Here is a 21,895-nt window from a genome sequence, read left to right as displayed (position 1 = left end):
CAGTGCCAGCGCCGCCCCGTACGCCCCTCTCCGCCCGACCCGATCCCACCGATCCCACCGCTGCCGCCGCTCCCACCGCTCCACCAGGACTCCCCTTCCATCAGCAGGAATCCCATCCTCGAACGGCACCTCGCCCCGCCGCCTCCCCCACCAGAGCCATCCGTCTCCCCCGCCCGGGGGAGACGGATCAGCTCCGCAGGGGGTTGGGGAGCGGCAGGTACCGGGCGTCCGCGCCGTCGGCGCGGGTCCAGCGCAGCAGGAGGTTGGTCTTGGCCGGCAGGGAGGGGGCGTCGAGCAGGGCCGCGATCTCGGGCAGGGGCCGCGCCGCGTCGTAGCGCAGGAACTCCTCGCGGGCCGCCGGCCACAGGTCGGCGGCGATGTCCGGGTGGTGTTCCGCGAGGGCGCCCGCGATCTCGGTCAGGTGGTTGACGACCAGGCAGTAGACCAGCCGCTGCCAGGCGGCCTCGCGCGGCAGGTCCGCCAGGAGTTTCACGCCCTCCGCGTCCCGGAAGAGGGCCTGCACCGGCATGCCCTCGGCGTCGACGGCGACCAGGGCGTTCTGGAGGTGGGCCTCCAGGACGATGCCGTGCCGGGCGAACAGGTCCAGCACCGGCGGCACCACCTGGCGCAGGTACGCCCGCCACCACCCGGCGGGGTCGGCGGTGTTCTCCAGCGGACTGCCCGGGAAGCCCTCGGCGAGCGCGGCGGCCAGCAGCGGGGTGGTCCCGGGCTCCCGGTGTCCGCTCAGGCCGTCGCGCACCAGCACCGCCAGCTCCTCGAAGGCGAAGGCGGCGGTGCGGTAGCCGCGGTCGGCCAGCCAGCCGGCATTCGATCCCGACCGGCGCAGATCCGCGAAGCCCGCCTCGACGGCCTCGCCCGTCCGACGCAGTTTCAGCAGGTCGTGCCGCCACAGCCGGCGCACGTCGTTGGTGATCCGCACGTCGAGGCTGAACTTCACGAACAGGTCGGCGGCCCCGCCGGGCACGTACACCGTCCGGATCGAGGCGGTCGGCCAGACCGGCAGCCGGCCGGTCCCCAGCCGCAGCAGCCGCCCGTCCTCGAAGGCCTCGCGCACCCCCGGCCGGCACCCGACCAGGTCGAGCTGCCAGGGGTGGGCCGGCAGGAGCCGGTACCCGGCGGGGGCGCGCGGGCCGTCGAGGGCCTCGGCGAGCGAGTCGACCGCGGCGCCGGCGGCCGGGCCGCCCTCCTCGGCCGCCTGGTCCTCGCGCAGGCCCAGGAAGACCAGCGGGAACCGGGCGTGGGCCTCGGGCGCGTACGGCAGCCAGCTCCCGGCGGGCGCCCCGCCGCGGGCCTTGGGGGCCGGGTGGTGCGGGTGCCCCATGACCAGGGACTGCTCGGACAGCACGTACGGGTCGGCCGCCGGCGTGGCCGCGGCGCGGGCGGTCAGCAGCGCCGCGATGGTTTCCCGGCTGTCGGTGATCTCGATCGGCAGCTCGTCGTTGGAAACCCCGGTGTATTCGCGCAGTTCGTCGGAGGTGAGTTTGACGAGTTCGGTGTGGCTGAGCGGCTGCCAGCCGTCCGCCGTGCGCAGTTCGGGGCGGGAGGGCCTGCGGGCGCCGTGCACCCGCAGCAGTCTCCCGCTGCCGCGCAACCGGTAGGCGCCGGTCCCGTCGGGTTCGGCGGCCTCCCGCAGGAGGCAGCTCAGCAACGGGGCTGCGGCGTAGGCGTCGGCGGCGGCGTTGAGGTCCACTGGTTCCATTCGGTACATCCGGAGCGCCGGAGGTGCGCGGGGCGTGCCACCGGCCGTGATCTTCAGTATCCGCGATGATGAGGTGATCATTCGCTTCCGTGAGAGGAACAGGGCCCTGAACCCCCGTGTGCACGTCCCCGACTCCCCGCCCGCCTCCCCCGCCGAGGAGGGTGTCGCCGCCGAGCTGGACGGCGTACGCCCCTCCCTCGCGGGCGCGTACGCCGGCGCGCTCCCCGGAGCGCGGGCCGCCGTGCTGACCCGGCTGTGGCGGGGGCTCGCCTTCGATCCGCTGCCATGGGTGGCGCGTCGGGAGCGGGGGGCCGACAGCCTCGTGCTGGTCCTGGCCGGGGGCGCGCGGCTGGAGGGACCGCTGCCGGATCCCTACGCGACCGGGCCGTACGTCAGCGAGCTGCTGCTGGACGGAAAGCCCTACCGGCAGGCGGCCCGGCTGATGGCGGCGCTCGGGGGGCCGCCCGGGGACCCGCTCGGGGCAGTGTCCGGTGCGGGGTTCGCCGCCGAGCTGGACGGCAGTACCGCGTCCCTGGCGCTCTCCCGGGCCGGGCAGCCAGGTTCCGGGCGCGCTTCGCAGCCGCCGCCCGCGACCACCTGGGAGTGGGAGCAACGGGTGGTCGACGGGCACCCGTACCACCCCAACTGCCGCTCCCGCCCCGGTTTCTCGGTGGCCGAGCAGCTGGCGTACGGGCCCGAGCACCGGCCGTTGGTCGAGCTCGGGCTGGTCGCCGTACGGGCCGAGGAGTGCCTGGTCACCGGGGAGTGGCCGGACCACCTGCGCGACGGCGGGCGGATCCTCGTACCGGTGCACCCGTGGCAGGCCGAGCACGTGCTGAAGGGCGAGGAGGTGCGGCCCGGGTTCGAGGCGCATCCGCTGATGGCACTGCGCACGCTGGCGCCCGCCGGGGGCGGCCCGCACGTCAAGACCGCGCTCAGCGCCCGGCTGACCTCCTCCGTACGGGACATCTCCGGCTACTCCGTCGAGACGGCGGCCGCGCTGTCCGACTTCGCACAGGCCCTGGCCGGACGGCTCGACGGCCGGCTGCACTTCACCCGCACCCTGGGTGCGGCCGGCGCCCACGGCCCGGACCTGGCGGCGGTGCTCCGCGAGCCTCCCGAGGCCTTCGCGGACGCCGCGGCGGGCGAGAGCGTGGTGCCCCTGGGCGCGCTGGCCGCCACCCCGTACGCCGGCTCCGCGGCCTGGCGGGCCGAGCTGGCCCGGCTGGCGCTCGGCGTGGGCCTGCGGCTGCTGGACCTCGGGGTGGCGCTGGAGGCCCACGGCCAGAACCTGCTGGTGGTCCTCTCCCCCGCCGGCGCCCCGCTGCGGCTCGTCTACCGCGACCTCGCCGACGTCCGGATCAGCCCCTACCGGCTCGCGGGCCACGGCCTGCCGGTGCCGCCGCTGTCCGGCCGGCTGATCAACGACGACGTGGGCGTGCTGCGGCGCAAGCTGTTCGGGTCCCTGGTGGCCGGCGCGCTCGGCTCCACGGCGGGCTCGGCGGCCGCGCTCGGGGAGGATCTCGCGCGGGCGACGGCGGGCCTGGCGCCCACCGCCGACACGGAGGCGCTGCTGACCGGGCCGCTGCCCACCAAGGCGCTCACACTGATGCGGCTGAGCCCCGGTGTGCCGGGCGACCAGTGGGCGGAGCTGCCCAATCCGCTGGCGGTCATGTGACTTTTGCCTGACGGGTGCCGACTCCGGGCGGGGAGCGGGCTACTTTCAGGGGCATGACAGAGACCTCGTACTTGCACGCCGTACGGGCGTCCTACGACGCCGTCGCGGTCGACTACGCCCGGCTGCTCGGCGCGGAACTGGCCGGCAAGCCACTGGACCGCGCCATGCTGGCCGCCTTCGCCGAGTGCGTGCGCGGCGAGGGCCGTCCGGGCGGGACCGGCGGCCGCGCGGTCGCGGACCTGGGCTGCGGTCCCGGCCGCGTGACGGCGCACCTCGACGGGCTCGGCGTACGCGCCTTCGGCGTCGACCTGTCCCCGGCGATGGTGGCCGTGGCCCGCCGGACCTACCCCGGGCTGCGCTTCGAGGTCGGCTCGATGGCCGCGCTGGACATCGCGGACGGGGTCCTGGGCGGGGTCCTCGCCTGGTATTCCACCGTCCACACCCCGCCGGGCGAACTGCTCCCCCTGTTCGCCGAGTTCGCGCGCGTGCTGGCGCCCGGCGGTCATGCCCTGATCGCCTTCGAGGCGGGTGACGCGCAGAACCGGCTGGAGCACGCCTACGGGCACCCCGTCGACCTCGACGTGCACTGGACACCGCCCGAGCGGATCGCCGAACTGCTGGCCGCGGCCGGGCTTGCCGAGACGGCACGGCTCGTCCGGGAGCCCGACGCGCACGAGAAGTCCCCGCAGGGCTTCATCCTGGCGCGCAAACCCGGCCGGTAGGCAGATAATCGGCTGTACGGCCGCCAGGGCGGCCCGGGATCGGCCGTTCGGGGGGCAACTCGGCCCGTGTGGGCCCGCCTTCCCCCCGATCGCCCGCCGCGGTGGCAGGAAGGAGGCATGCGCCTCCACCGCCGCCAGGTCCTCACCAGCGCCACCGCGGCCGTCCTCGCCACCCTCGGCGCGGCTCCCCGGCTCCGGGGCCCGGACTTCGGGGCGCTGGCGCGCGCGCTCGACGGGCGGGTGGTGGTGCCCGGCGACCGGGACTACGCCGAGGCGCGCCGGCTCTTCCAGCCCCGCTACGACGCCGTCGCGCCGGGCGCCGTGGCCTACCCGGCGCACGCCGGGGACGTGGCCGTCTGCCTGGACTTCGCCCGCCGCTCGGCCGCGGCGGTGGTGCCGCGCGGCGGCGGCCACGGCTATGCCGGCTGGTCCACCGTCGCCGCCGGGCTCGTGATCGACGTCGGGGCCATGGCCGCGGTGTCGGTCGACGCAGGTTCCGGTACCGGCTCCGGCTCCGGCTCCGGCTCCGGCTCCGGCTCCGGCTCCGAGGTACGGATCGGCGCGGGGGCCCGGCTCGGCGACCTCAACGCCGCCCTCGCCGGGCGCGGCCTGGCGGTCCCGACCGGCCTGTGTCCCTCCGTGGGGATCGCGGGCCTCGCCCTCGGCGGCGGGCTGGGCCTGCTGTCCAGGGCCTACGGCGCCACCGCGGACCAGCTCACCGGCGCGACCACGGTGACCCCCGACGGGGTCGTCCGCGAGATCGGGCCCGACCGGGATCCCGGCCTCCACTGGGCCCTGCGCGGCGGCGGGGGCGGCAATTTCGCGGTGACCACCGAGTTCCGCTTCCGCGCGCACCCGGTCGCCGACTGCGCCTTCGCGGAGCTCCACTGGGCCGACGGCGACTCCCCGGCGGTGCTGCGCGGCTGGCAGCGCTGGCTGGCCGGGCTGCCCGATCCGTTCTGGAGCCAGGTCGAGTTCGCCCTCGACGGCGGTCCGGCCCCGGTTCCCGCCGTCCGGGTGGTCTGCCTCGACGGGCGCCGCGAGCTGGAGGAGCAGCTGACCCGCCTGTCCGACCTGGTCGGGCGTCCGGCGCGGGAGCGCCGGCTCGACGTCCGGAGCTACGGCGACACCGTACGGACCATGTCGGGCTGCCTGGAGCGGACCGCCGCCCAGTGCCGGCTGCCCGGCACGCTGCCCGGCCACGGTCCGCAGGGCCGGCTCGGCCGCGAATCGTACGCCGCCCGCTCCGACTTCTGGCCCGCGGGCGGCCTGCCGGAGCCGGCCGTCTCCGCGGTCCTGGCCGCCGTCCGGGGCTACGCGCGGAGCGTGCCGTGCGGCGGGTTCGGGGTGGTGCAGTTCGACGGGGTCTGCGGCGGCGCGCTGAACCGGGTGGCGGCCGACGCCACCGCCTTCGTCCACCGCGACAGCGCCTTCCTCGCCCAGTACCTCGTCCAGTGGCCCGAGTCCGCGCCGGCCGCCGAGGTGGCCCGGCACCAGGGCTGGCTCGACGGACTCTGGCAGGACCTGCGCCCCTGGGCGAGCGGAAGCGCGTACCAGAACTACATCGACCCGAAGCTCACCGGCTGGCGCGCGGCCTACTACGGGCCGAACCTCGCCCGTCTCGAAGAAGTCCGGCGCACCTACGACCCGGACCGGCTGTTCCGCTTCCCCCAGGCCATCTGAGGACCTGGGCACGATCCGCGACGAAGAGGAGACGGACATGCGACGTGCGTTGACGGTGGCGGCCGCGACGGCCGCCCTGCTGCTGCCCAGTGGACCCCTGCCGGTCGCCGAGGCCGGCAGCGCCCCGCCGCCGACCAGCCGCTGGTCGGCACGCGAGGCCGAGACCTTCTGGACGGCCGACCGGATGGCTTCCGCGGTACCGATCTCCCGTGGCGGGGCGGCCGCGGCCGGCAACGGAACCGGGCAGGACTTCGACGGCATCCCGGTCGTCGGCCGGATGTTCGTCATGAAGGGCGGCGGCGCGTACTTCTGCACCGCGAGCGTCGTCGCCTCCCCCGGCCGCGACCTGGTGCTGAGCGCGGCGCACTGCCTGCTCGGCACGGACGCCCGGCAGGTGGCCTTCGTACCGCAGTACACCTCCGAGAACCCGCAGCCGTACGGGATGTTCCCGGTCCTGCGGAACACGGCCGGGAAGTCGAAGGTGTGGATCGACCCGCGCTACCGCAGCCTGGGCGCCGACCGCGGCGCCACCCTCGACGTGGCCTTCGCGCAAGTCGGGCCGGACGCCGACGGTTTCCCCGTGGAGGACGTGGTGGGCGGGAACCGGCTGGTCACCGGCGCCGCGTACGCCCAGCCGAAGGTGTCGCTGATCGGCTATCCGGCGTCCGCGGCGCGCCCGCGCCTGTGCGTGAACAAGACGACGAAGTTCACCAGCACCGACCCCGGGATCCCCGGATCGTTCCTGCGCATCGACTGCACCGGCTACCCCGGCGGGACCAGCGGCGGTCCGTTCCTGACCAACTACGACGCGCGGACGGAGACCGGAGACGTGGTCGGGGTCATCGGCGGCTGGAAGACGGGCGGGGACACGGCCGACACCTCGTACAGCTCCTACTTCGGCGCGGACATCAGGAAGTTGTACCGGACGGCGGTTGCCGGGGCGCGGGTGGCATGAGTACCTGCCGGCGGACCCAGCGGGTGCGGCGCGGGTTCCCGACCGAGCGCGGCGTCGCCGGGAGCCCGTCGGCGGACAGCGGGTCCGCGGGGGCCAGACCGAGCTGACGGCGCAGGTCCGCGAGGGCGGTGTGGACCGGCGCGAGGATCACCTCGGCGCGCGGATGGGCGTACGTGAGCGCGTGCGCGGCGGTCTCGACGGCCTCGGCGGCGTCCTCGGCGGCGGTCCGGCTCCACCCGCCGGGCGCGGCGGCGCCCCACGGGGCGACGGCGTCGTAGAGGTGGCAGGCGGCATCGGCCGCGGCGTCGGCCAGTTCCCCGACGCCGGGCGCCGCGATGGTCGGCAGCTCCATGCCGGGTCAACGAGCGGGGCGCGCCGGGGGAACGAGCCCGGCCGTGCTTCATGCGCCGACGGCGTGGATCCAGAGCGGCAGCAGCAGGAGGGAGACCACCGAACTCTTGATGACGATGGAGGCGGAGAGGTCCACGCCCACGTCGTAGCGCTGGGCGAAGATGAAGAGGTTCTGCGGTGTCGGCATCGCGGCGATCAGGACCAGGTAGGTGAGCCAGTCGCCGCGCACCCCGAAGAGCGCCCCGCACACCGCCCAGGCCAGCAGCGGGAAGACGAGGCACTTGAACACGAGGATGGCGGCCTCCTCGCGGGTGGTGCCCCGCAGGTCGAGGCCGACGCCGCCCAGGTGCAGGCCGAGGGCGAAGAGGGCCACCGGGGAGGCGCTGTCGCCGACGAACGCGGCCCCGTCCAGGACCACCTTCGGGACGTGAACCGACAGCAGGTTCAGCAGGATCCCCGCATTGCAGGCGAGGACCAGCGGGGTGGCGAGCGAGGCGCCGACGGCCCGCGCCAGGCGCCGCCCGGGGCCGCCTGCGCCGGGACCCGAGCGGCCCAGTTCCATGATGGCGATGACGACGAGGGACAGCACGCACACCTGGAACAGCAGCACCGGGAAGATCGGGGCCGCCGTCCCGAAGAAGGTGATGAACACGGGGACGGCGAAGTACGCGGTGTTCACCTGGACCCCCGCCATCACGCGCAGCGCGACGGCGCGGGGCTCCCGTACGCCGTAGGCGGTGGCGGCGAGGGCCACCGCCACGACCGCGAGGGCCGCGGTCGCCGCGTAGCCGCCGATCGCCCGCCAATTGAAGAGGGCGCCGAGGTCGCTGGCGTAGATGTTGCCGAAGAGGTAACAGGGGACGGCGAAGAGGAAGGCGTAGTCGGCGAAGACCTTGGAGGCCTCTGCCGGGACGATCTTGCGGCGTGCGAGCAGCACCCCGCCGCCGAAGGCCAGGAAAACCGGCACCAGTTTCTCGAGTGCTGCTGCCCCGCCCATGCCTACGACTCCCCGGTTGACCGACCGCGTGCAGCCTACGCCTGCGCATAGGCTGGACCGATCATGAGCGACACCCCCCGTACCCCCGCCAAGAACCGCGGGCCGCGCGACTCCCGCGGTCCCCGCGGTCCCCGCGGTCCCCGTGCGCTGGCCTCGCTCGCGGTGGCGCTGCGCACGCCCGCCCGGGCCGCGGAGCCGCTGTTCGCGCAGGCGCCCAGGACCTGGCACCGGCTGCTCCCCTACCTCGTCACCGTCGCCTTCGTGGTGACGCTGGTGCCGGTGACCATCGCGGTGCTGAGCAACGACTACGGGGTAGCCGGCGGCTGGGCGGGTGCGCTGGGCGTGGCGCAGACGGTGCCGCTGCTGCTCGCCGTGACCCGGCCGATGGCGGCGTGGCTGCTGATCCTGACCGCGGACACGGTCGGGGCCGTGGTGCTGATCCACGCCGAGCAGGTGGCCCGGCACGCGTGGCCCTGGACGCCGATGGTGATCGTCGGCTACCTGCTGCTGATGGTGTGCCTGGGGCTGCGCGAGTCCATCCGGACGCTGATCGGGGTGTGGCTGGCGACCGGCGCGGTCGGGGTGGTACTGGGCTTCTTCCAGCCCGCCGGGGTGATCAACACCAGCGCGCTGCTGTTCGTGCTGAGCGGGGTCGTGCTCGCTCTCACCGGGGCGCTGCGCGGGTTCGGCGCCGCCCAGCGGCGGATCGCCGAGCAGGAGAGCATCAGCGAGGCCGAGCGGGCCCGGCGCACACTGCTGGAGGAACGGGCCCGGATCGCCCGCGAGTTGCACGACGTGGTGGCGCACCACATGTCGGTGATCACCGTGCAGGCCGACTCGGCTCCGTACCGGCTGCCCGGCATGTCCGAGCCGGTGCAGGAGGAGTTCGCGGCCATCGCGGCCTCCGCCCGCGAATCCCTGGGTGAGATGCGCCGGCTGCTGACGGTGCTGCGCGGCGACGCAGGCGACGGCCCCGGCGGGGAGCGGGCCCCGCAGCCGGGCCTGAGCCGCCTGCAGCAGCTCGTCGAGGCGACCGTACGGGCGGGACAGCCGGTGGAATTGTCCCTGGCCGCGGAGGCGGCCGGGGCCGCTCCCCCGGCGGTGGACCTGTCCGCGTACCGGATCGTGCAGGAGGCGCTGGCCAATGTGGTGCGGCACGCGCCGGGGGCGCCGACCCGGGTCTCGGTGACCGCCGACGAGGAGGAGATCCTCGTGCTGGTGGTCAACGGTCCGGCGCGCGATGCCGTGGTGGAGCTGGAGAGCTCGGGCACGGGGCACGGTCTGGTGGGGATGCGCGAACGCGTACGGTTGACCGGCGGGACGCTGGACACCGGTCCGCTGCCCGACGGCGGCTTCCGGGTCGCCGCCCGTCTGCCGTTGAATCCCACCGCTGAGGACGCAAGTTGACCATCCGCGTGATCATCGTCGACGACCAGGCCATGGTGCGGGCGGGGTTCGCCGCGCTGCTGTCGGCGCAGGCCGACATCGACGTGGTGGGCGAGGCTCCCGACGGGCGGCGCGGCGTGCAGGTCTCGCGCACCGTGCACCCCGACGTGGTGCTGATGGACGTACGGATGCCGGAGATGGACGGGCTGACGGCGGCCCGGGAGATCCTCGACCCCCCGCCCGGGGTGGTGCACCGGCCGAAGGTGCTGATGCTGACCACCTTCGACATCGACGACTACGTGTACGAGGCGCTGCGCGCGGGCGCCTCCGGTTTCCTGCTCAAGGACGCCCCGCCCGCGGACCTGATCGCGGCGGTACGGGTGGTCGCCTCGGGCGAGGCCCTCCTGGCGCCCTCGGTGACCCGCCGGCTGATCGCCGACTTCGTGCAGCAGCGGCCGGCCCCGCGCAAGGACCCGGCGCTGCGGCTGAACGGGCTCACACCGCGTGAGACCGAGGTGCTGGAGCTCATCGCGCGCGGGCTGTCGAACCAGGAGATCGCCGGGCACCTGGTGCTCGCCGAGCAGACGGTGAAGACCCACATCGGCCGGGTGCTGGGCAAGCTCGACCTCCGCGACCGGGCCCAGGCGGTGATCTTCGCGTACGAGGCGGGCCTGGTCCGGCCGGGCGACTCGGCCTGACACCTCCTCCACCCCCTACCGGGGTATGACATACGACTTGGCTCCACGGTCCGACGTACGGGCCGGTACCTCCTTCTTACCTTCCTCCTCGTCACGAGGAGAGGAGAAGGGGCATGCGCCGCTTCGGAAGGACGCTGGTCACGGCCGCGCTGGCGGTGGCCGTCGTCGCGGGCACCGCGGGATGGGCCTCCGGCGACAGCCAGAGCGCGGTCACCGGGCCGCCGCCGGGAACGGCCGCTTGGCGGGCCGACACCGCGGACGGGGGGCCGCTGCCCGACCCGGCCGGGACGGCTCCCCGCGAGGTGGCACGCTTCTTCGCCGGGCTGGACGACTCCGCCCGGCAGGAACTCGTGCGGTCCCACCCGCTGGTCGTGGGCAACCTGGACGGGGCTCCGCTCCCCCTGCGGTACGAGGCCAACCGGCTCGCCGTCGCCGCCACGGGCGAGACCCGCTACGCCTCGCTCGGCGCGCCGGGCCGGCAGATCCTGGCCTTCGACCCCCGCGGGCGGGGCCAGGTCTCCGAGGTGTTCGGGGACCTGGAACACGCGCCGCACGTCTCGGTGATCGTGCCGGGCTCCGACAACGACGCCACCCGCCACGACGCCGGGCGCAAGCCCGCCACCGGGCCGGCCGGGATGGCCCGTTCGCTGAGGGCGGCGGCCGGGGACGGCACCGCGGTGGTCGCGTGGACCGGCTACACCACCCCGGTCGGGGTCGGACTGGACGCGGCCGACGGGCGGCTCGCCGAGGCCGGGGCCGTCCGGCTGGCCCGGTTCACCGAGGGGCTCGACGCGGTCGGCGCGGCCGACCCGGTGCTGTTCTGCCACAGCTACGGCTCGGTGGTCTGCGGGCTCGCGGCCCGGCACACGGACGCCACCGACGTCGTCGCCCTCGGCTCCCCCGGGATGCGCGCGGACACCGCCGCCGACCTGCACACCCGGGCCCGCGTATGGGCGGCCCGGGGCCCGTCCGACTGGATCGCCGACGTGCCGAACGTGCGGTTCGCCGGGATCGGCCACGGCGCCGACCCCACCTCGGCGGCCTTCGGGGCCCGCCGGGTGCCCGCCGCCGACGTCCAGGGCCACACCGGCTACTTCGCGCCGGGCACCCGGTCCCTGGCGGCCTTCGCCGCCATCGCCAAGGGAGAGATCCGATGACGACGCCGCGCACGCTCACGATGCTGAAGCGGACCGCCGACCGGATCGAGCGGCAGACCCCCGCCCACCGCGACCGGGCCGTCGACGGGCTGCGCGCCCTCGCGCTGCTGGCCGTACCGACCGGGCACTGGCTGCTGGGCGGCTTCACCCTGGACTCCGACGGCGGGCTGCACAACGCCAGCCCGCTCTCCTCCTTCGGCGCCCTGGCCCCGGCGAGCTGGGTCCTCCAGATGCTCGGCATCTTCTTCCTGGTGGGCGGCTACGCCTCGGTGCTGTCCTTCCGGCGCCGGGCCGGCTCCACCGGCGCGTGGCTCAGGGGGCGGATCGTGCGGCTGGGCCGTCCGGTGCTCGGAGTCACGGCCGTCTGGGCACTGGCGGCTCCCGTGCTGTACGCGGCCGGGGTGCCACAGGCCACGCTGCGGACCGGGGCGACGCTGGTGATCCAGCCGCTGTGGTTCGTCGGGGTGTACGCGGCGGTCACCGCACTGACCCCGTACTGCGTCCGGGCGGCGCACCGGCTCGGCGGCTGGGCGGCGGCCCCGCTGATCGGCTCGGTCGCGGTGGTGGACTTCCTGCGCTACGGGCCGCCGGCCGACTCCGTGCCGTCCTGGCTCGCGCTGCTGAACATCCTGCCGGGCTGGCTCTTCGCGTACCAGCTCGGCGTGTCCTGGGGCGAGGGGCGGATCGGGCGGCGCGGGGCGTGGCTGCTGCTGGGCGGCGGGACGGTGCTGTTCGCGGCGCTGCTGGGGGTCTTCCACTACCCGGCGTCGATGGTCGGGGTGCCGGGTGCGGCGCGGACCAACTCGCATCCCCCGTCGCTGCTGGTGCTGGCCCTGGCGGCGGCCCAGTCGGGGGCGGCGATCCTGCTGCGCGACCGGCTGGCGCGGCTGCTGGCGCGGCCCGCGCTGTGGGCGCCGGTGGTCGTGATCAACCTGTGCGCGATGACGATCCTGTGCTGGCACCAGACGGCGATGCTGGCGGCGGCCGTGCCGGGCTCGTTCGCGGGTGCCCTGGCGGGTCTGACCACGGCGCCGGACAGCCTGGGCTGGATCGCGGCGCGACTGGCCTGGATGCCGGTGTTCGCGGTGCTGCTGGTCGTCATCGCCCGCCACGCCCGCCGGTTCGAGACCCCGCCGCAGGCCGGGCGCAGGTCCGCGGCGCTGCGGCGGGCCGTCGCGGGAGTCCTGGCGGCGGGGTTCGCGGTGTTCGCGCTCGGTCTGGCCTGAGGCGCGGAGCCGGCGTCGGCGTCGGCGGGAGCGCGGTGTCAGGCGATGGAGGCCGCGACGATGGCGGCGACGGCGAGGTTGCAGGAGGCCGTGACCCAGACCGCCGGGTGGGGTTCGGGGTCGACGACGATCGCGCCGAGCTTGCCCGGCGTCACCCAGTCCAGCACCAGGAAGGCCACCGCCATCAGCAGCAGGCCGAGCACGCCGAAGGCCGCGGTGGCGAGCAGGCCCTTGCCGAAGTCCTCGTACGTCGTCCAGATCGAGGTGAACACGATGCCGCCGACGCCCAGGAGCGCGGAGCTCAGCATGACGGCCGCGTTCCGGTTGCGTTCCTCCCAGATCTGCTTCGGGAGCTTCCCGGGGGTCAGCACGTCCACCAGGACGATGCCGAGGATGAGCAGCACCAGGCCGAGGGCGCCGTACGCGCAGGTGCGGCCAAGTCCATTGACGATGTCGCTCATTGAGAAGCCTGTCTCCGCGGGGGTGGGCAAGGATGTGCCGTGGGGGCGGCCGAAATGTATCGCACGGCCCTGACCCGGACCATGGGGAGGTCAGTGAATGGCAAAGGTCAGGGCGGCGCGGGCCGAGGAGGCGCAGGCGTTGACGGAGCTGGTGCGGCGCTCCAAGGCGTACTGGGGGTATGACGCGGAGTTCCTCGCCGCCGTCGATCCGGAGCTCCGGATCGACGCCGCCGATGTGACGGCCCGCCGGATCGTGGTGGCCGAGGACGCGCACGGGGTGGTGCAGGGTCTGGCCTCGCTGGAGCTGGAGCTGGAGCCGGACCTGGAGGGGGAGGGGGCCGGGCCGCGGGCGCGGCTGGGCCTGCTGTTCGTGGAGCCGTCCGCGATCGGCCGGGGCGTCGGGCGGCTGTTGTACCGGGATGCCGTGCGGCGGGCCGCCGGGCTCGGCGTACGCAGGCTGCTGATCGACGCCGATCCGCATGCCGCGGGCTTCTACCGGGCGATGGGCGCGGTCGCCGTCACGGTCGCCGATGCCGGGGCCGATGCCGGAGCCGGGGCGGTTGCAGGGCTGGTGCGCTTCGAGGTGGCGCCCGCTGTGCAGGCCGCCTGGGCGCGGGCCTGGACGGGCGGGGTTCCGGCGGTGCACGTGGGCAACGTCGCCGAGTTCAACGCGCAATTCTCCGACGCCTCCCTGGACCGCGAGCAGCGGGCCGCACACCACTACGCCGCCCTGGCCGCCTTCTACAGCCCGTACCCGGCGGCGCTGGTGCTGCCGCGCGCGGTGCCGCGCGGCTGGATCGCCCTGGTGGGGCGGCAGTTGGGCTGGGGACCCGAGGTGGAGGTGTACGACGGGCTGGTGGAGCGGGGTCCCGCGCTGTCGGACGCGGTACGGGCCCGGCCGGCGCTGGCCGGGCGGCTGACGGGGGCCGGGCTGCCCCTCGTACCGTGGGGGCTGACGGAGTCCTTCGCGCGGCTGTCCGGGCGGCCTTGGCGCCCGCAGGAGTTGCGGTACGAGTCGAAGGCGCAGAGCCACGAACTCTTCGGCCGGATCCTGGCGGCGGGCGGGCATCCGGAGATCGTGCTCCCGGCGCAGTGGCGGGCCGCGACGCGGCGGGCGGCGGTCGGGCTGCTGGCGGCCCGGACCCGGGCGGGGATGGCCAGCGTTCTCAAATCGGAGCACGGTGTCGGCGGTTCGGGCACGACGGTGGTGAGCGCGGCGCAGGTCAGGGCCGCGGGCGGGGCACGCGCGGTGCTGCGGCGGCTGCCGCGCGGGCCGCTGCTGATCGAGGAGTACGTGGCCGGCCCGACGGAGCCCGGCGAGCCGCGCGACCTCACGTACGACGGCTTCGTGGACGACGCGGGCCGCGTGCACGAGGTCGGCGGGGCGGTGATGGACGTGGCGGGCGCCGGGTACCGCGGAGCGACGGTGGGGCCCGGGGTGGTGCCGGCTTGGGCGCAGAAGCCGCTGCCGGCCTTCGGGAACGCGGTGGGCCGGGAGCTGGCCGCGGCGGGCTACCGGGGCTGGTTCGACGTGGACTTCGTCGCCGACGGCGCGGGGCGGCTCGCGCCGACCGAGGCCAACCTGCGGCTGACCGGGCCGTCCGTCGCCTTCATGGTCGCGGCCCGGCTGGACGAACTGCGGGGCGCGGGGCACCTGGTACGGATCGCCGACCGGGTGGAGCTGGGGGCCCGGCTCCCCGAGGCGCAGTTCGACGAACTGTGCGAGGCGCTGGCCCGGGGGTGCGCGGAGCTCGGGGCGGTCTTCGTCCCGGCGATTCCGACCGGCGCCTTCGACCCGGCCCCCTGGCTGGGCGTACTGGTGGCCGCGCACGGCAGGCAGGCCCTGGACGCGGCGGAGGCCCTGGTACGGGCCCGGGCCCTGGCGGTCGGGACGATGTTCGCGCCGTCGCGGTAGGGCTGGACCGGAGCCGGCGGCGGGGTCAGGGGCGGGGGCGGTTTTCGGGGTCGAAGTCGAAGCCCGTGGCCGGTCGGCGGGTGACGTAGAGGACCACGAGGGCGCCCGCGATCATCAGGGGGACGTTGAAGGCGTAGACGAGGGCGGCCTGGAGCGGCCAGTCGTGTTTGGCCGCCAGCCGGTAGAAGTTGTCCTGCGGCCACCAGGCGGCCAGCAGGTAGACCACCGCGAGATGGGCGATCTTGGTGAGGGCCGGGTCGCGGCCCTGGCGCAGCATCCGGGAGCGGCCGAAGAGCAGGAACAGCACTCCGCCGGCGAAGGCGCAGGCCTCGAACACGTAGAGGATGAAGAAGAGGGCCGCCCAGGGGTTCGGCACACCGGTGAGGTCCGTCGATCCGGGCCAGAACACGTCCGTGAGGAGCAGGGTGACGAGGCCCAGCACGAACGTCCCGCAGCCCAGGGCGGCGCCGGCCGGGAATTCGCCGCCGGTCCCCGCGGCCCCGTACTTGCCCGTGCCGCGGGCGGCGCGCGCGGGCGCGGTCCGCTGGGCGGGCAGCGGCAGCCCGGCACGGTCCTCCTGACCGGCCCGGTTGCGGGGCAGGGCGCGCAGCTTGACCACGGCCCGGGGGAACTCCGTATCGGGGAGCCTGCCCGCCAGGTGCTCGCGGAGCCGCCCGATGTCCGGCAGGCCGGAGCCCGGGGGCCAGGCGACCGCGTCGGCCGGCGGGGAGACGTAGGCGACGGGACCGCGCGGGCCCGAGCCGCTGTCGACATCGGCCAGGAGCACCCCGCCCACGTCGGGGTGGGTGCGGATCACGGACTCCAGCGAGTGCGGGTCCCGCGGTTGCCCGGCGACGGTGATCCGGTCGCGGATCCGGCCGCCGAACTCCAGCAGCCCGTCGGGGCGCAGCTCCGCGAGGTCTCCGGTGGGTATCGCGTCGCCGCCGTCGGGCAGGGTGAGTCGGATCTCCCCGCCGTGCAGGGCCACGGAGCAGCGGGGGAAGGGCCTGCCGATCAGGGAGAGCCGTTCGGGGTCGTCCAAGGGGCCGGGCAGCTGGGGCAGTTCGAACCAGGTCCCCGCGCCGGCGGACTCGGTGAGCCCGTACACGTCGAGCACCCGGGCCCCGGGGCGCAGGCGGGCCTGCAGGGCGGCGAGTTCGTCGAGGAAGAGCCGGTCCCCGGTGACGGTGACGAGGCGCAGCGAGCGCAGGGCCCGGTCCGGATCCGCCGGGCCGGCCTTGTTCATGGTCGCGGGGTGCGCCGGGGACGCCGGCCGGTCGCGCAGGAGCAGCCGGGCGGCGCCCGCCGGGTCGGTGTGCACGACGGTGGCCTTCTCCGCCTCGACCGCGCCGCGGATCGACTCGGCCGTCCAGGGCGAGCGCTCCGGCAGGACGAGGGCGCCGCCCGAGCACAGGGCCCGGGTCCAGCCCGCGGCGAAGGCGGTGACGGCCGGCGCGGCGGTGATCAGGTGCCGGTCCGCGGGGGTCAGCCCGGCCACCTCGGCCCAGCCGTCGTGGGCGGCGAGCAGGCGGTCGTGTCCGACGGCGACCGGGCGGGGCTCGGCGCCCCCGGTGAACAGGACGGCGGCGGGGTGCCCGGGGCGGGGGCCGGGGCGGGCCGGGGCTTCGGTGGGCCGGCCGGCGATCTCCGCGCCGTCCGCGCCGAGGCGGATCACCCGCAGGCCGCTGCCGTCGTCCAGGCCGGCCTGGTGCGCGGCGTGGGTGAGCAGGGCGAAGGGCTGGATCCCGGCGAGCTGGCGCTGTCCGGTGCGCGGGGACTCGACGTCGATGACCGCGTAGGCCGCACCCGCCTTGAGGACGGCGAGGAGGGCGACGACCAGTTCGGCCGGGCGGGCCGTGCCCACGGCCACGGTCTCACCGGCGGGCAGTGCGGCGTCGAGCAGGTGGTGCGCCAGCTGATTGGCGCGGGCTTCGAGCTGCCCGTAGGTGAGGCCGTGCGGGCCGGCGATGAGCGCGGGGGCGCCGGGGGTGTCCCGAGCCCACTGTTCGAAGCGGTGCGCGACGGTGTCGACGGTGCGCCCGCCGGAGCGCGTGAACTCGGATCCCTGCGTCATGGACCGATGATGCCACCGGGCACCGACAGCGGGCGAGGTACGTGAAAATCCCTCATATGGGCGGGAGTTGGCCGCCGCGGGAGATTCGGAAGGGCGAGGCCGGCCCGAAAGATTGACCTCGACTTTGGTTGAGGTCATACGGTTCGGGTCATGGACATGGAAGTCACCGCTTGGACATCGCTGCACAGCGCGATCAACGCCCAGCAGGACCGTCGGCCGATCTCCCGGGCCGGCCTGCGCCGGGTCGCCGCCTTCGCCCGCCCGCACCGGCGCGGGCTCACCCTCTTCCTGCTGCTGAGCGTGGTCACCGCGCTGCTGGCCGTGGCCACCCCGGTGCTGGCGAGCCGGGTCGTGACCGCGATCGTGGACGGGCGGGAGAGCGGCACCGTCACCCGCCTCGCCCTCCTCATCGCCGTGATCGCGCTCGCCGAGGCGGGCCTGGGCCTGCTCACCCGCAGGCTGTCGGCCACCCTCGGCGAGGGGTTGATCCTGGACCTGCGGACGGCGGTCTTCGACCACGTCCAGCGGATGCCGGTCGCGTTCTTCACCCGGACCCGCACCGGGGCGCTGGTCAGCCGGCTCAACAACGACGTCATCGGGGCGCAGCGGGCCTTCAGCAACACCCTGTCGGGGGTGGTCGCCAACCTGGTGACCCTGTTGCTGACGCTGGCCGTGATGCTGAGCATCTCGTGGCAGATCACCCTGCTGGCACTCGTGCTCCTGCCGGTGTTCGTCCTGCCCGCGCGCCGGACGGGTGCCCGGATGGCGGCGATGCAGCGGGAGGCCTCGGCGCTCAACGCGGCCATGGGCACGCAGATGACGGAACGCTTCTCCGCCCCCGGTGCGACGCTGGTCAAACTGTTCGGGCGGCCGGCCGACGAGTCCGCGGAGTTCGCGGCGCGGGCGGCGCGGGTCCGTGACATCGGGATCCGTACGGCGATGGCCCAGTCGGCCTTCATCACCGCCCTGACGCTGGTCTCGGCGCTGGCGCTGGCTCTCGTCTACGGGCTCGGCGGCTGGTACGCGCTGCGCGGCACCCTGGACGCCGGCAACGTCGTCGCCCTCGCCCTGCTCCTGACCAGGCTGTACGCGCCGCTGACCGCGCTCGCCGGGGCGCGGGTCGAGGTGATGAGCGCCATGGTCAGCTTCGAGCGGGTCTTCGAGATCCTCGACCTGAAGCCGCTGATCTCCCAGAAGCCGGACGCCCGCCGGGTGCCGGACGGGCCGGTGGCGGTGGAGTTCGACTCGGTCTCCTTCGGCTACCCCGCCGCCGACAAGGTCTCCCTCGCCTCCCTGGAGGAGGTCGCGACCCTCGACGCCCGGGGCGGTACGCAGGTGCTGCACGAGGTCTCGTTCCGCGCCGAGCCGGGCCAGATGATCGCCCTGGTCGGCTCCTCCGGCGCCGGCAAGTCGACCATCGCGCAGTTGCTGCCGCGGCTGTACGACGCCGACGCGGGTGCGGTGCGCCTCGGGGGCATCGACGTACGGGACCTCACGGCCGACTCGATCCGCGAGACGCTCGGCATGGTCACCCAGGACGGCCACCTCTTCCACGAGTCGGTACGGGCCAACCTGCTGCTGGCCCGGCCGGACGCGGGCGAGGAGGAGATCTGGGAGGCACTGCGGCGCTCCCGGCTGGACGGGCTGGTCGCGTCGCTGCCGGACGGGCTGGACACGGTGGTCGGTGAGCGCGGCTACCGGCTGTCGGGCGGGGAGCGCCAACGGCTGACGATCGCGCGGCTGCTGCTGGCCCGCCAGCGGGTGGTGATCCTCGACGAGGCCACCGCCCACCTGGACTCCACGTCGGAAGCGGCGGTGCAGGAGGCGCTGGGCGAGGCGCTGTCGGGCCGGACGGCGGTGGTGATCGCGCACCGGCTGTCGACGGTCCAGGCGGCCGACGTGATCCTGGTGGTGGAGGAGGGCCGGATCGTGGAGCGCGGCACGCACGCCGAGCTGCTGGCCGCGGGAGGGCGCTACGAGGAGCTGTACCGCACGCAGTTCGCCCCGGCTGACGCGTCGGACGGCGCCCCGGCGGCCCCGGGAGCCTGATGTCCGACGGGCCCGGGCCCACGGAGCCCGACCCGGTCGTGCTCAGGCGGCCGTTTCACTGGGCGCAAGGACGGCCTCGACGTCGACCGTGACATCGACCATGGGGCTGACGACCACTCCGCCGCGGTCGATCACGTCGTTCCAACTCACCCCGAAGTCATGTCGATTGAAGCGCGTCGTGGCGGAGAATCCGGCGCGTCGCCTGGGCCCGAGGTCCCGCCCCTCCTCCCACCACGGGGTGTCCCACTGTCCCAAGTAGGTGACGTCGAAGGTTACGGGGCGCGTCACGCCACGCACCGTGAGATCTCCGGTGACCTCGAATTCGGTTCCGCTCACCTGGTGAATGCCCGACCCGACGAACGTCCACGTCGGGTAGTGCTCGACGTCGAAGAAATCAGCACTGCGGAGGTGGGCGTCGCGCTGAGGCTGACCGGTGTATACCTGGGTCGCGTCGACCGTCGCCTCGACGCGCGCCTTCTCCGGCTCGTCGGGATCGACCTCCAGCAAGCCGTGCACGTTCTTGAGCTGCCCCCGCACGGAGGTGACCATCATGTGTCTGGCGCGGAACTCCGCCGCGGTATGACCGGGCTCGAAGAACCATTTGGTCATGGCCATGCGCACCCCTGACTTGCCACTTCAACCAGGATGGCATCGCCGGTGTTCGCTCACGCCGTCGGCGATGAGGGAGACGCCGATGCCCAGTATCCAGACGTCCTTGGCCAGCGCGATTCCCTGCTCGGTCGGGCGCAGGCTGCCTTCCTGCCGCATCCCCGGCGTACGGAGGTAGAGCCCGAGGGTGCCGGCGGAGAATGCGGTCAGCGCAACGCCGGCGACAGCGGCAGGGACGACCGGCAGCAGCAACGTGGCGGCAATGGCGATCTCCCCGGCGGAGACCAGCCGGACGAACTTCTGGGCGTCGCACTTGCCCAGGAACGGGTAGGTGGTGGCGGTGAACTGATGCAGCCCCTCGGCGGTGGCCTCGTCCGCACCGCGTTTGGAGAGCCCGGAGTTCAGGAAGAATGCGCCGACCGTGAGCCTGAGCGGAAGTTGCCGCGCTGCGGAACGCCGTACCGAACCGGATGCCATGCCGAGCCTCCCAACATTGACCCCACCTACCACCCTGCCATCCGCTCGAACCATGTCAAACGGGGGTCGATCACCCCCCCTGGTCCCGAAACCCCCGGACCAGGTCAGTGCCGGTGAAGAAGATTTCCCCCGTACGGCCGGTTTGCATTGTCACTGCGAGTGAGCGGTGGGCACTCGGGGAGATGTCCTGGAGGTCCTTCGTCTACTTCTGGGACCCGGACGGCACCGGCTGGGCCGTCCTCAGCAGACGAAGCCGCGCACGGCCGCCGGCTGACGCCCGACCCGCCCGGCGCGGCCCGCCGCGCATGGGGCAGGATGGCAGCCCGTTCGCATGCGCACAAACGCTCGAACGAGGCCCCACCCAGCACGACCTGACAGGTGAACAAGGTGACGACACATCACACAGGGCGGGCGGCCGCACCCCTCGCCGCTCCCCTCGCCGCTCCCCCGGCCCTTCCCGGCTCGGAGGGTGTCCGTTGAACCGGGACCTCGTCCTGCACGACTGGGTGACGGCCTCCATCGCGGTGGCCGCGGGCGCCGTCGTCGGCCTGCTGCTGCGCGCCCTGCTGCAGTGGCTGGGCAAGCACGCGAGCAGGACCCGCTGGAGCGGGGACGACATCATCGTGGACGCGCTGCGGACCCTGGCCCCCTGGGCCTCCCTCATCGCGGGCGCCGCGGTGGCCGCCTCGACCCTGCCGCTGACCACCCGGGTCGCGGGCATCGTCAACGACTCGCTGAGCGCCCTGCTCATCCTGATCGCCACGCTCACCGCGGCCCGGGTCGTCGCGGGTCTCGTACGGTCCGTGGCGCAGTCCCGTACCGGCGTGGCCGCGTCGGCCACGATCTTCGTGAACATCACGCGGATCGTGGTCCTCACGATGGGCGTCCTCGTCGCCCTCGAGACGGTGGGCGTGTCCATCGCACCCCTGCTCACCGCCCTGGGGGTGGGTGGTCTCGCGGTCGCCCTGGCCCTGCAGGGCACCCTCGCCGACCTCTTCGCGGGGGTGCACATCCTCGCCTCGAAGACGGTGCAGCCCGGTGACTACATCCGGCTCAGCGGCGGCGAGGAGGGTTACGTCGTCGACGTCAACTGGCGCAACACCGTGGTGCGCAATCTGTCGAACAACCTGGTGATCATCCCCAACGGCCGTCTCGCGCGGACGAACATGACCAACTACACCCACCCCGAACAGAAGTTGTCGATCCTGGTCCAGGTGGGGGTCGGCTACGAGAGCGACCTGGAGCACGTCGAACAGGTGACCCTGGACGTCGTGGACAGCGTGATGACCGACATCAACGGCGGGGTGCCCGACCACGAGGCTGCCGTCCGCTTCCACACGTTCGGAGACTCCAGGATCAACTTCACGGTGATCCTGGGCGTCGGCGAGTTCAGCGACCAGTTCCGGATCAAGCACGAGTTCATCAAGCGCCTGCACCAGCGCTACCGGGCGGAGGGCATCTCGATCCCCGCGCCCACCCGTACCGTCTCGCTCCACCAGGACGAGCCCCGGCCGACCCCCTCCTCTCCGCTGCCGCACCAGCGCGAGGGGTCGCCGGCGACCCTCGCGGACAGCGGCCGGTAGCGCCGGGTACGACGTACGCCGTCACGGTGGCCGGTGGCCCCCGCCCCTCCGGGGCGGGGGCCCCCCGGCATTACCGGGGGGTTAGCCGGGGGGACCAGGGCGAATTGGTGTATACGGGGAGGGGTACGGCGTGGGGCGGGGGGCGGATAAGGAC

General features: G+C 74.4%; 18 protein-coding genes. 11 read left to right on the top strand and 7 right to left on the bottom strand.

The features are described 5' to 3' along the window. Positions 1 to 187 precede the first annotated feature (187 nt). Positions 188 to 1,729 (bottom strand): IucA/IucC family protein, encoded by a 1,542-nt coding sequence (locus ACFWBF_RS02985; protein ID WP_385594202.1) that lies wholly within the window; start codon positions 1,727 to 1,729, stop codon positions 188 to 190. A 109-nt stretch (positions 1,730 to 1,838) separates the two neighbouring features. Here ACFWBF_RS02985 and ACFWBF_RS02980 point away from each other — a divergent pair, with 109 nt between their 5' ends. The 4 genes from ACFWBF_RS02980 (at position 1,839) to ACFWBF_RS02965 (ending at position 6,758) form a co-directional block, all read left to right on the top strand. Then, on the top strand, positions 1,839 to 3,398 hold the full coding sequence (locus ACFWBF_RS02980) for an IucA/IucC family protein (protein ID WP_385594200.1): 1,560 nt from the start codon (positions 1,839 to 1,841) through the stop codon (positions 3,396 to 3,398). 53 nt (positions 3,399 to 3,451) lie between these two features. Then, on the top strand, positions 3,452 to 4,120 hold the full coding sequence (locus tag ACFWBF_RS02975) for a class I SAM-dependent methyltransferase (protein ID WP_385594197.1): 669 nt from the start codon (positions 3,452 to 3,454) through the stop codon (positions 4,118 to 4,120). Positions 4,121 to 4,237: 117 nt separating this feature from the next. Continuing rightward, the gene (locus ACFWBF_RS02970) at positions 4,238 to 5,803 is read left to right on the top strand and encodes an FAD-binding oxidoreductase (protein WP_385594194.1); all 1,566 of its coding nucleotides are present in this window, start codon (positions 4,238 to 4,240) and stop codon (positions 5,801 to 5,803) included. A 37-nt stretch (positions 5,804 to 5,840) separates the two neighbouring features. Next, positions 5,841 to 6,758, top strand: coding sequence for a hypothetical protein (locus tag ACFWBF_RS02965; RefSeq protein WP_385594191.1), 918 nt, complete (start codon positions 5,841 to 5,843; stop codon positions 6,756 to 6,758). On the opposite strand, the gene ACFWBF_RS02960 is transcribed toward ACFWBF_RS02965, so the two are convergent. Then, the gene (locus ACFWBF_RS02960; RefSeq protein WP_385594188.1) at positions 6,712 to 7,110 is read right to left on the bottom strand and encodes a hypothetical protein; all 399 of its coding nucleotides are present in this window, start codon (positions 7,108 to 7,110) and stop codon (positions 6,712 to 6,714) included. The two genes, ACFWBF_RS02965 and ACFWBF_RS02960, sit on opposite strands and share 47 nt — an antisense overlap. A 48-nt stretch (positions 7,111 to 7,158) precedes the next feature. Next, positions 7,159 to 8,106 (bottom strand): AEC family transporter, encoded by a 948-nt coding sequence (locus tag ACFWBF_RS02955; protein WP_385594185.1) that lies wholly within the window; start codon positions 8,104 to 8,106, stop codon positions 7,159 to 7,161. Between the two features lie 63 nt (positions 8,107 to 8,169). On the opposite strand from ACFWBF_RS02955, the gene ACFWBF_RS02950 reads away from it, so the two are divergent. The 4 genes from ACFWBF_RS02950 (at position 8,170) to ACFWBF_RS02935 (ending at position 12,573) form a co-directional block, all read left to right on the top strand. Beyond that, the gene (locus ACFWBF_RS02950; RefSeq protein ID WP_385594182.1) at positions 8,170 to 9,513 is read left to right on the top strand and encodes a histidine kinase; all 1,344 of its coding nucleotides are present in this window, start codon (positions 8,170 to 8,172) and stop codon (positions 9,511 to 9,513) included. Further along, entirely contained in the window at positions 9,510 to 10,190 is a 681-nt protein-coding gene (locus tag ACFWBF_RS02945; protein ID WP_385233662.1) for a response regulator, read from the top strand. The genes ACFWBF_RS02950 and ACFWBF_RS02945 overlap by 4 nt, the downstream gene beginning before the upstream one ends. Positions 10,191 to 10,303: 113 nt before the next feature. Beyond that, a complete protein-coding gene (locus tag ACFWBF_RS02940) occupies positions 10,304 to 11,347 on the top strand; it encodes an alpha/beta hydrolase (protein WP_385594179.1) in 1,044 nt (347 codons plus the stop codon). Then, positions 11,344 to 12,573 (top strand): acyltransferase, encoded by a 1,230-nt coding sequence (locus ACFWBF_RS02935; protein ID WP_385594176.1) that lies wholly within the window; start codon positions 11,344 to 11,346, stop codon positions 12,571 to 12,573. The genes ACFWBF_RS02940 and ACFWBF_RS02935 overlap by 4 nt, the downstream gene beginning before the upstream one ends. Positions 12,574 to 12,611: 38 nt before the next feature. On the opposite strand, the gene ACFWBF_RS02930 is transcribed toward ACFWBF_RS02935, so the two are convergent. Then, positions 12,612 to 13,034 carry a DUF350 domain-containing protein gene (locus ACFWBF_RS02930; RefSeq protein WP_385594173.1) on the bottom strand — a complete coding sequence of 141 codons (423 nt, stop codon included), beginning with the start codon at positions 13,032 to 13,034 and terminating at the stop codon, positions 12,612 to 12,614. A 97-nt stretch (positions 13,035 to 13,131) separates the two neighbouring features. On the opposite strand from ACFWBF_RS02930, the gene ACFWBF_RS02925 reads away from it, so the two are divergent. Further along, complete coding sequence (locus ACFWBF_RS02925; protein ID WP_385594170.1) at positions 13,132 to 14,949, top strand: GNAT family N-acetyltransferase; 1,818 nt, start codon at positions 13,132 to 13,134, stop codon at positions 14,947 to 14,949. 25 nt (positions 14,950 to 14,974) lie between these two features. Here the strand turns inward: ACFWBF_RS02925 and ACFWBF_RS02920 are convergent, their stop codons facing one another. After that, positions 14,975 to 17,023 (bottom strand): AMP-binding protein, encoded by a 2,049-nt coding sequence (locus ACFWBF_RS02920; RefSeq protein ID WP_385594167.1) that lies wholly within the window; start codon positions 17,021 to 17,023, stop codon positions 14,975 to 14,977. Between the two features lie 150 nt (positions 17,024 to 17,173). Between ACFWBF_RS02920 and ACFWBF_RS02915 the strand changes: the two genes are divergently transcribed. Then, complete coding sequence (locus tag ACFWBF_RS02915; protein ID WP_385594163.1) at positions 17,174 to 19,072, top strand: ABC transporter ATP-binding protein; 1,899 nt, start codon at positions 17,174 to 17,176, stop codon at positions 19,070 to 19,072. 42 nt (positions 19,073 to 19,114) lie between these two features. On the opposite strand, the gene ACFWBF_RS02910 is transcribed toward ACFWBF_RS02915, so the two are convergent. After that, on the bottom strand, positions 19,115 to 19,687 hold the full coding sequence (locus tag ACFWBF_RS02910) for a YceI family protein (RefSeq protein WP_385594160.1): 573 nt from the start codon (positions 19,685 to 19,687) through the stop codon (positions 19,115 to 19,117). 21 nt (positions 19,688 to 19,708) lie between these two features. Continuing rightward, a complete protein-coding gene (locus ACFWBF_RS02905) occupies positions 19,709 to 20,158 on the bottom strand; it encodes a hypothetical protein (protein ID WP_385594157.1) in 450 nt (149 codons plus the stop codon). Between the two features lie 476 nt (positions 20,159 to 20,634). Between ACFWBF_RS02905 and ACFWBF_RS02900 the strand changes: the two genes are divergently transcribed. Then, positions 20,635 to 21,741: a mechanosensitive ion channel family protein gene (locus tag ACFWBF_RS02900; RefSeq protein ID WP_385594154.1), complete on the top strand. Its 1,107-nt coding sequence runs from the start codon at positions 20,635 to 20,637 to the stop codon at positions 21,739 to 21,741. Positions 21,742 to 21,895: the final 154 nt, after the last annotated feature.

This window comes from Streptomyces sp. NPDC060028, from assembly GCF_042736725.1.
Lineage (GTDB): Bacteria > Actinomycetota > Actinomycetes > Streptomycetales > Streptomycetaceae > Streptomyces.
Note: the sequence above shows the minus strand (reverse complement) of the source record. Positions and strands in the feature narration are given on the sequence as shown.

Bases quoted from the DNA above. Each gene is read 5' to 3' on its own strand.
- ACFWBF_RS02985 (WP_385594202.1), bottom strand. From the start codon at position 1,729: ATGTACCGAATGGAACCAGTGGACCTCAACGCCGCCGCCGACGCCTAC.
- ACFWBF_RS02975 (WP_385594197.1), top strand. From the start codon at position 3,452: ATGACAGAGACCTCGTACTTGCACGCCGTACGGGCGTCCTACGACGCC.
- ACFWBF_RS02970 (WP_385594194.1), top strand. From the start codon at position 4,238: ATGCGCCTCCACCGCCGCCAGGTCCTCACCAGCGCCACCGCGGCCGTC.
- ACFWBF_RS02965 (WP_385594191.1), top strand. From the start codon at position 5,841: ATGCGACGTGCGTTGACGGTGGCGGCCGCGACGGCCGCCCTGCTGCTG.
- ACFWBF_RS02960 (WP_385594188.1), bottom strand. From the start codon at position 7,110: ATGGAGCTGCCGACCATCGCGGCGCCCGGCGTCGGGGAACTGGCCGAC.
- ACFWBF_RS02955 (WP_385594185.1), bottom strand. From the start codon at position 8,106: ATGGGCGGGGCAGCAGCACTCGAGAAACTGGTGCCGGTTTTCCTGGCC.
- ACFWBF_RS02950 (WP_385594182.1), top strand. From the start codon at position 8,170: ATGAGCGACACCCCCCGTACCCCCGCCAAGAACCGCGGGCCGCGCGAC.
- ACFWBF_RS02940 (WP_385594179.1), top strand. From the start codon at position 10,304: ATGCGCCGCTTCGGAAGGACGCTGGTCACGGCCGCGCTGGCGGTGGCC.
- ACFWBF_RS02935 (WP_385594176.1), top strand. From the start codon at position 11,344: ATGACGACGCCGCGCACGCTCACGATGCTGAAGCGGACCGCCGACCGG.
- ACFWBF_RS02930 (WP_385594173.1), bottom strand. From the start codon at position 13,034: ATGAGCGACATCGTCAATGGACTTGGCCGCACCTGCGCGTACGGCGCC.
- ACFWBF_RS02925 (WP_385594170.1), top strand. From the start codon at position 13,132: ATGGCAAAGGTCAGGGCGGCGCGGGCCGAGGAGGCGCAGGCGTTGACG.
- ACFWBF_RS02920 (WP_385594167.1), bottom strand. From the start codon at position 17,023: ATGACGCAGGGATCCGAGTTCACGCGCTCCGGCGGGCGCACCGTCGAC.
- ACFWBF_RS02915 (WP_385594163.1), top strand. From the start codon at position 17,174: ATGGACATGGAAGTCACCGCTTGGACATCGCTGCACAGCGCGATCAAC.
- ACFWBF_RS02910 (WP_385594160.1), bottom strand. From the start codon at position 19,687: ATGGCCATGACCAAATGGTTCTTCGAGCCCGGTCATACCGCGGCGGAG.
- ACFWBF_RS02905 (WP_385594157.1), bottom strand. From the start codon at position 20,158: ATGGCATCCGGTTCGGTACGGCGTTCCGCAGCGCGGCAACTTCCGCTC.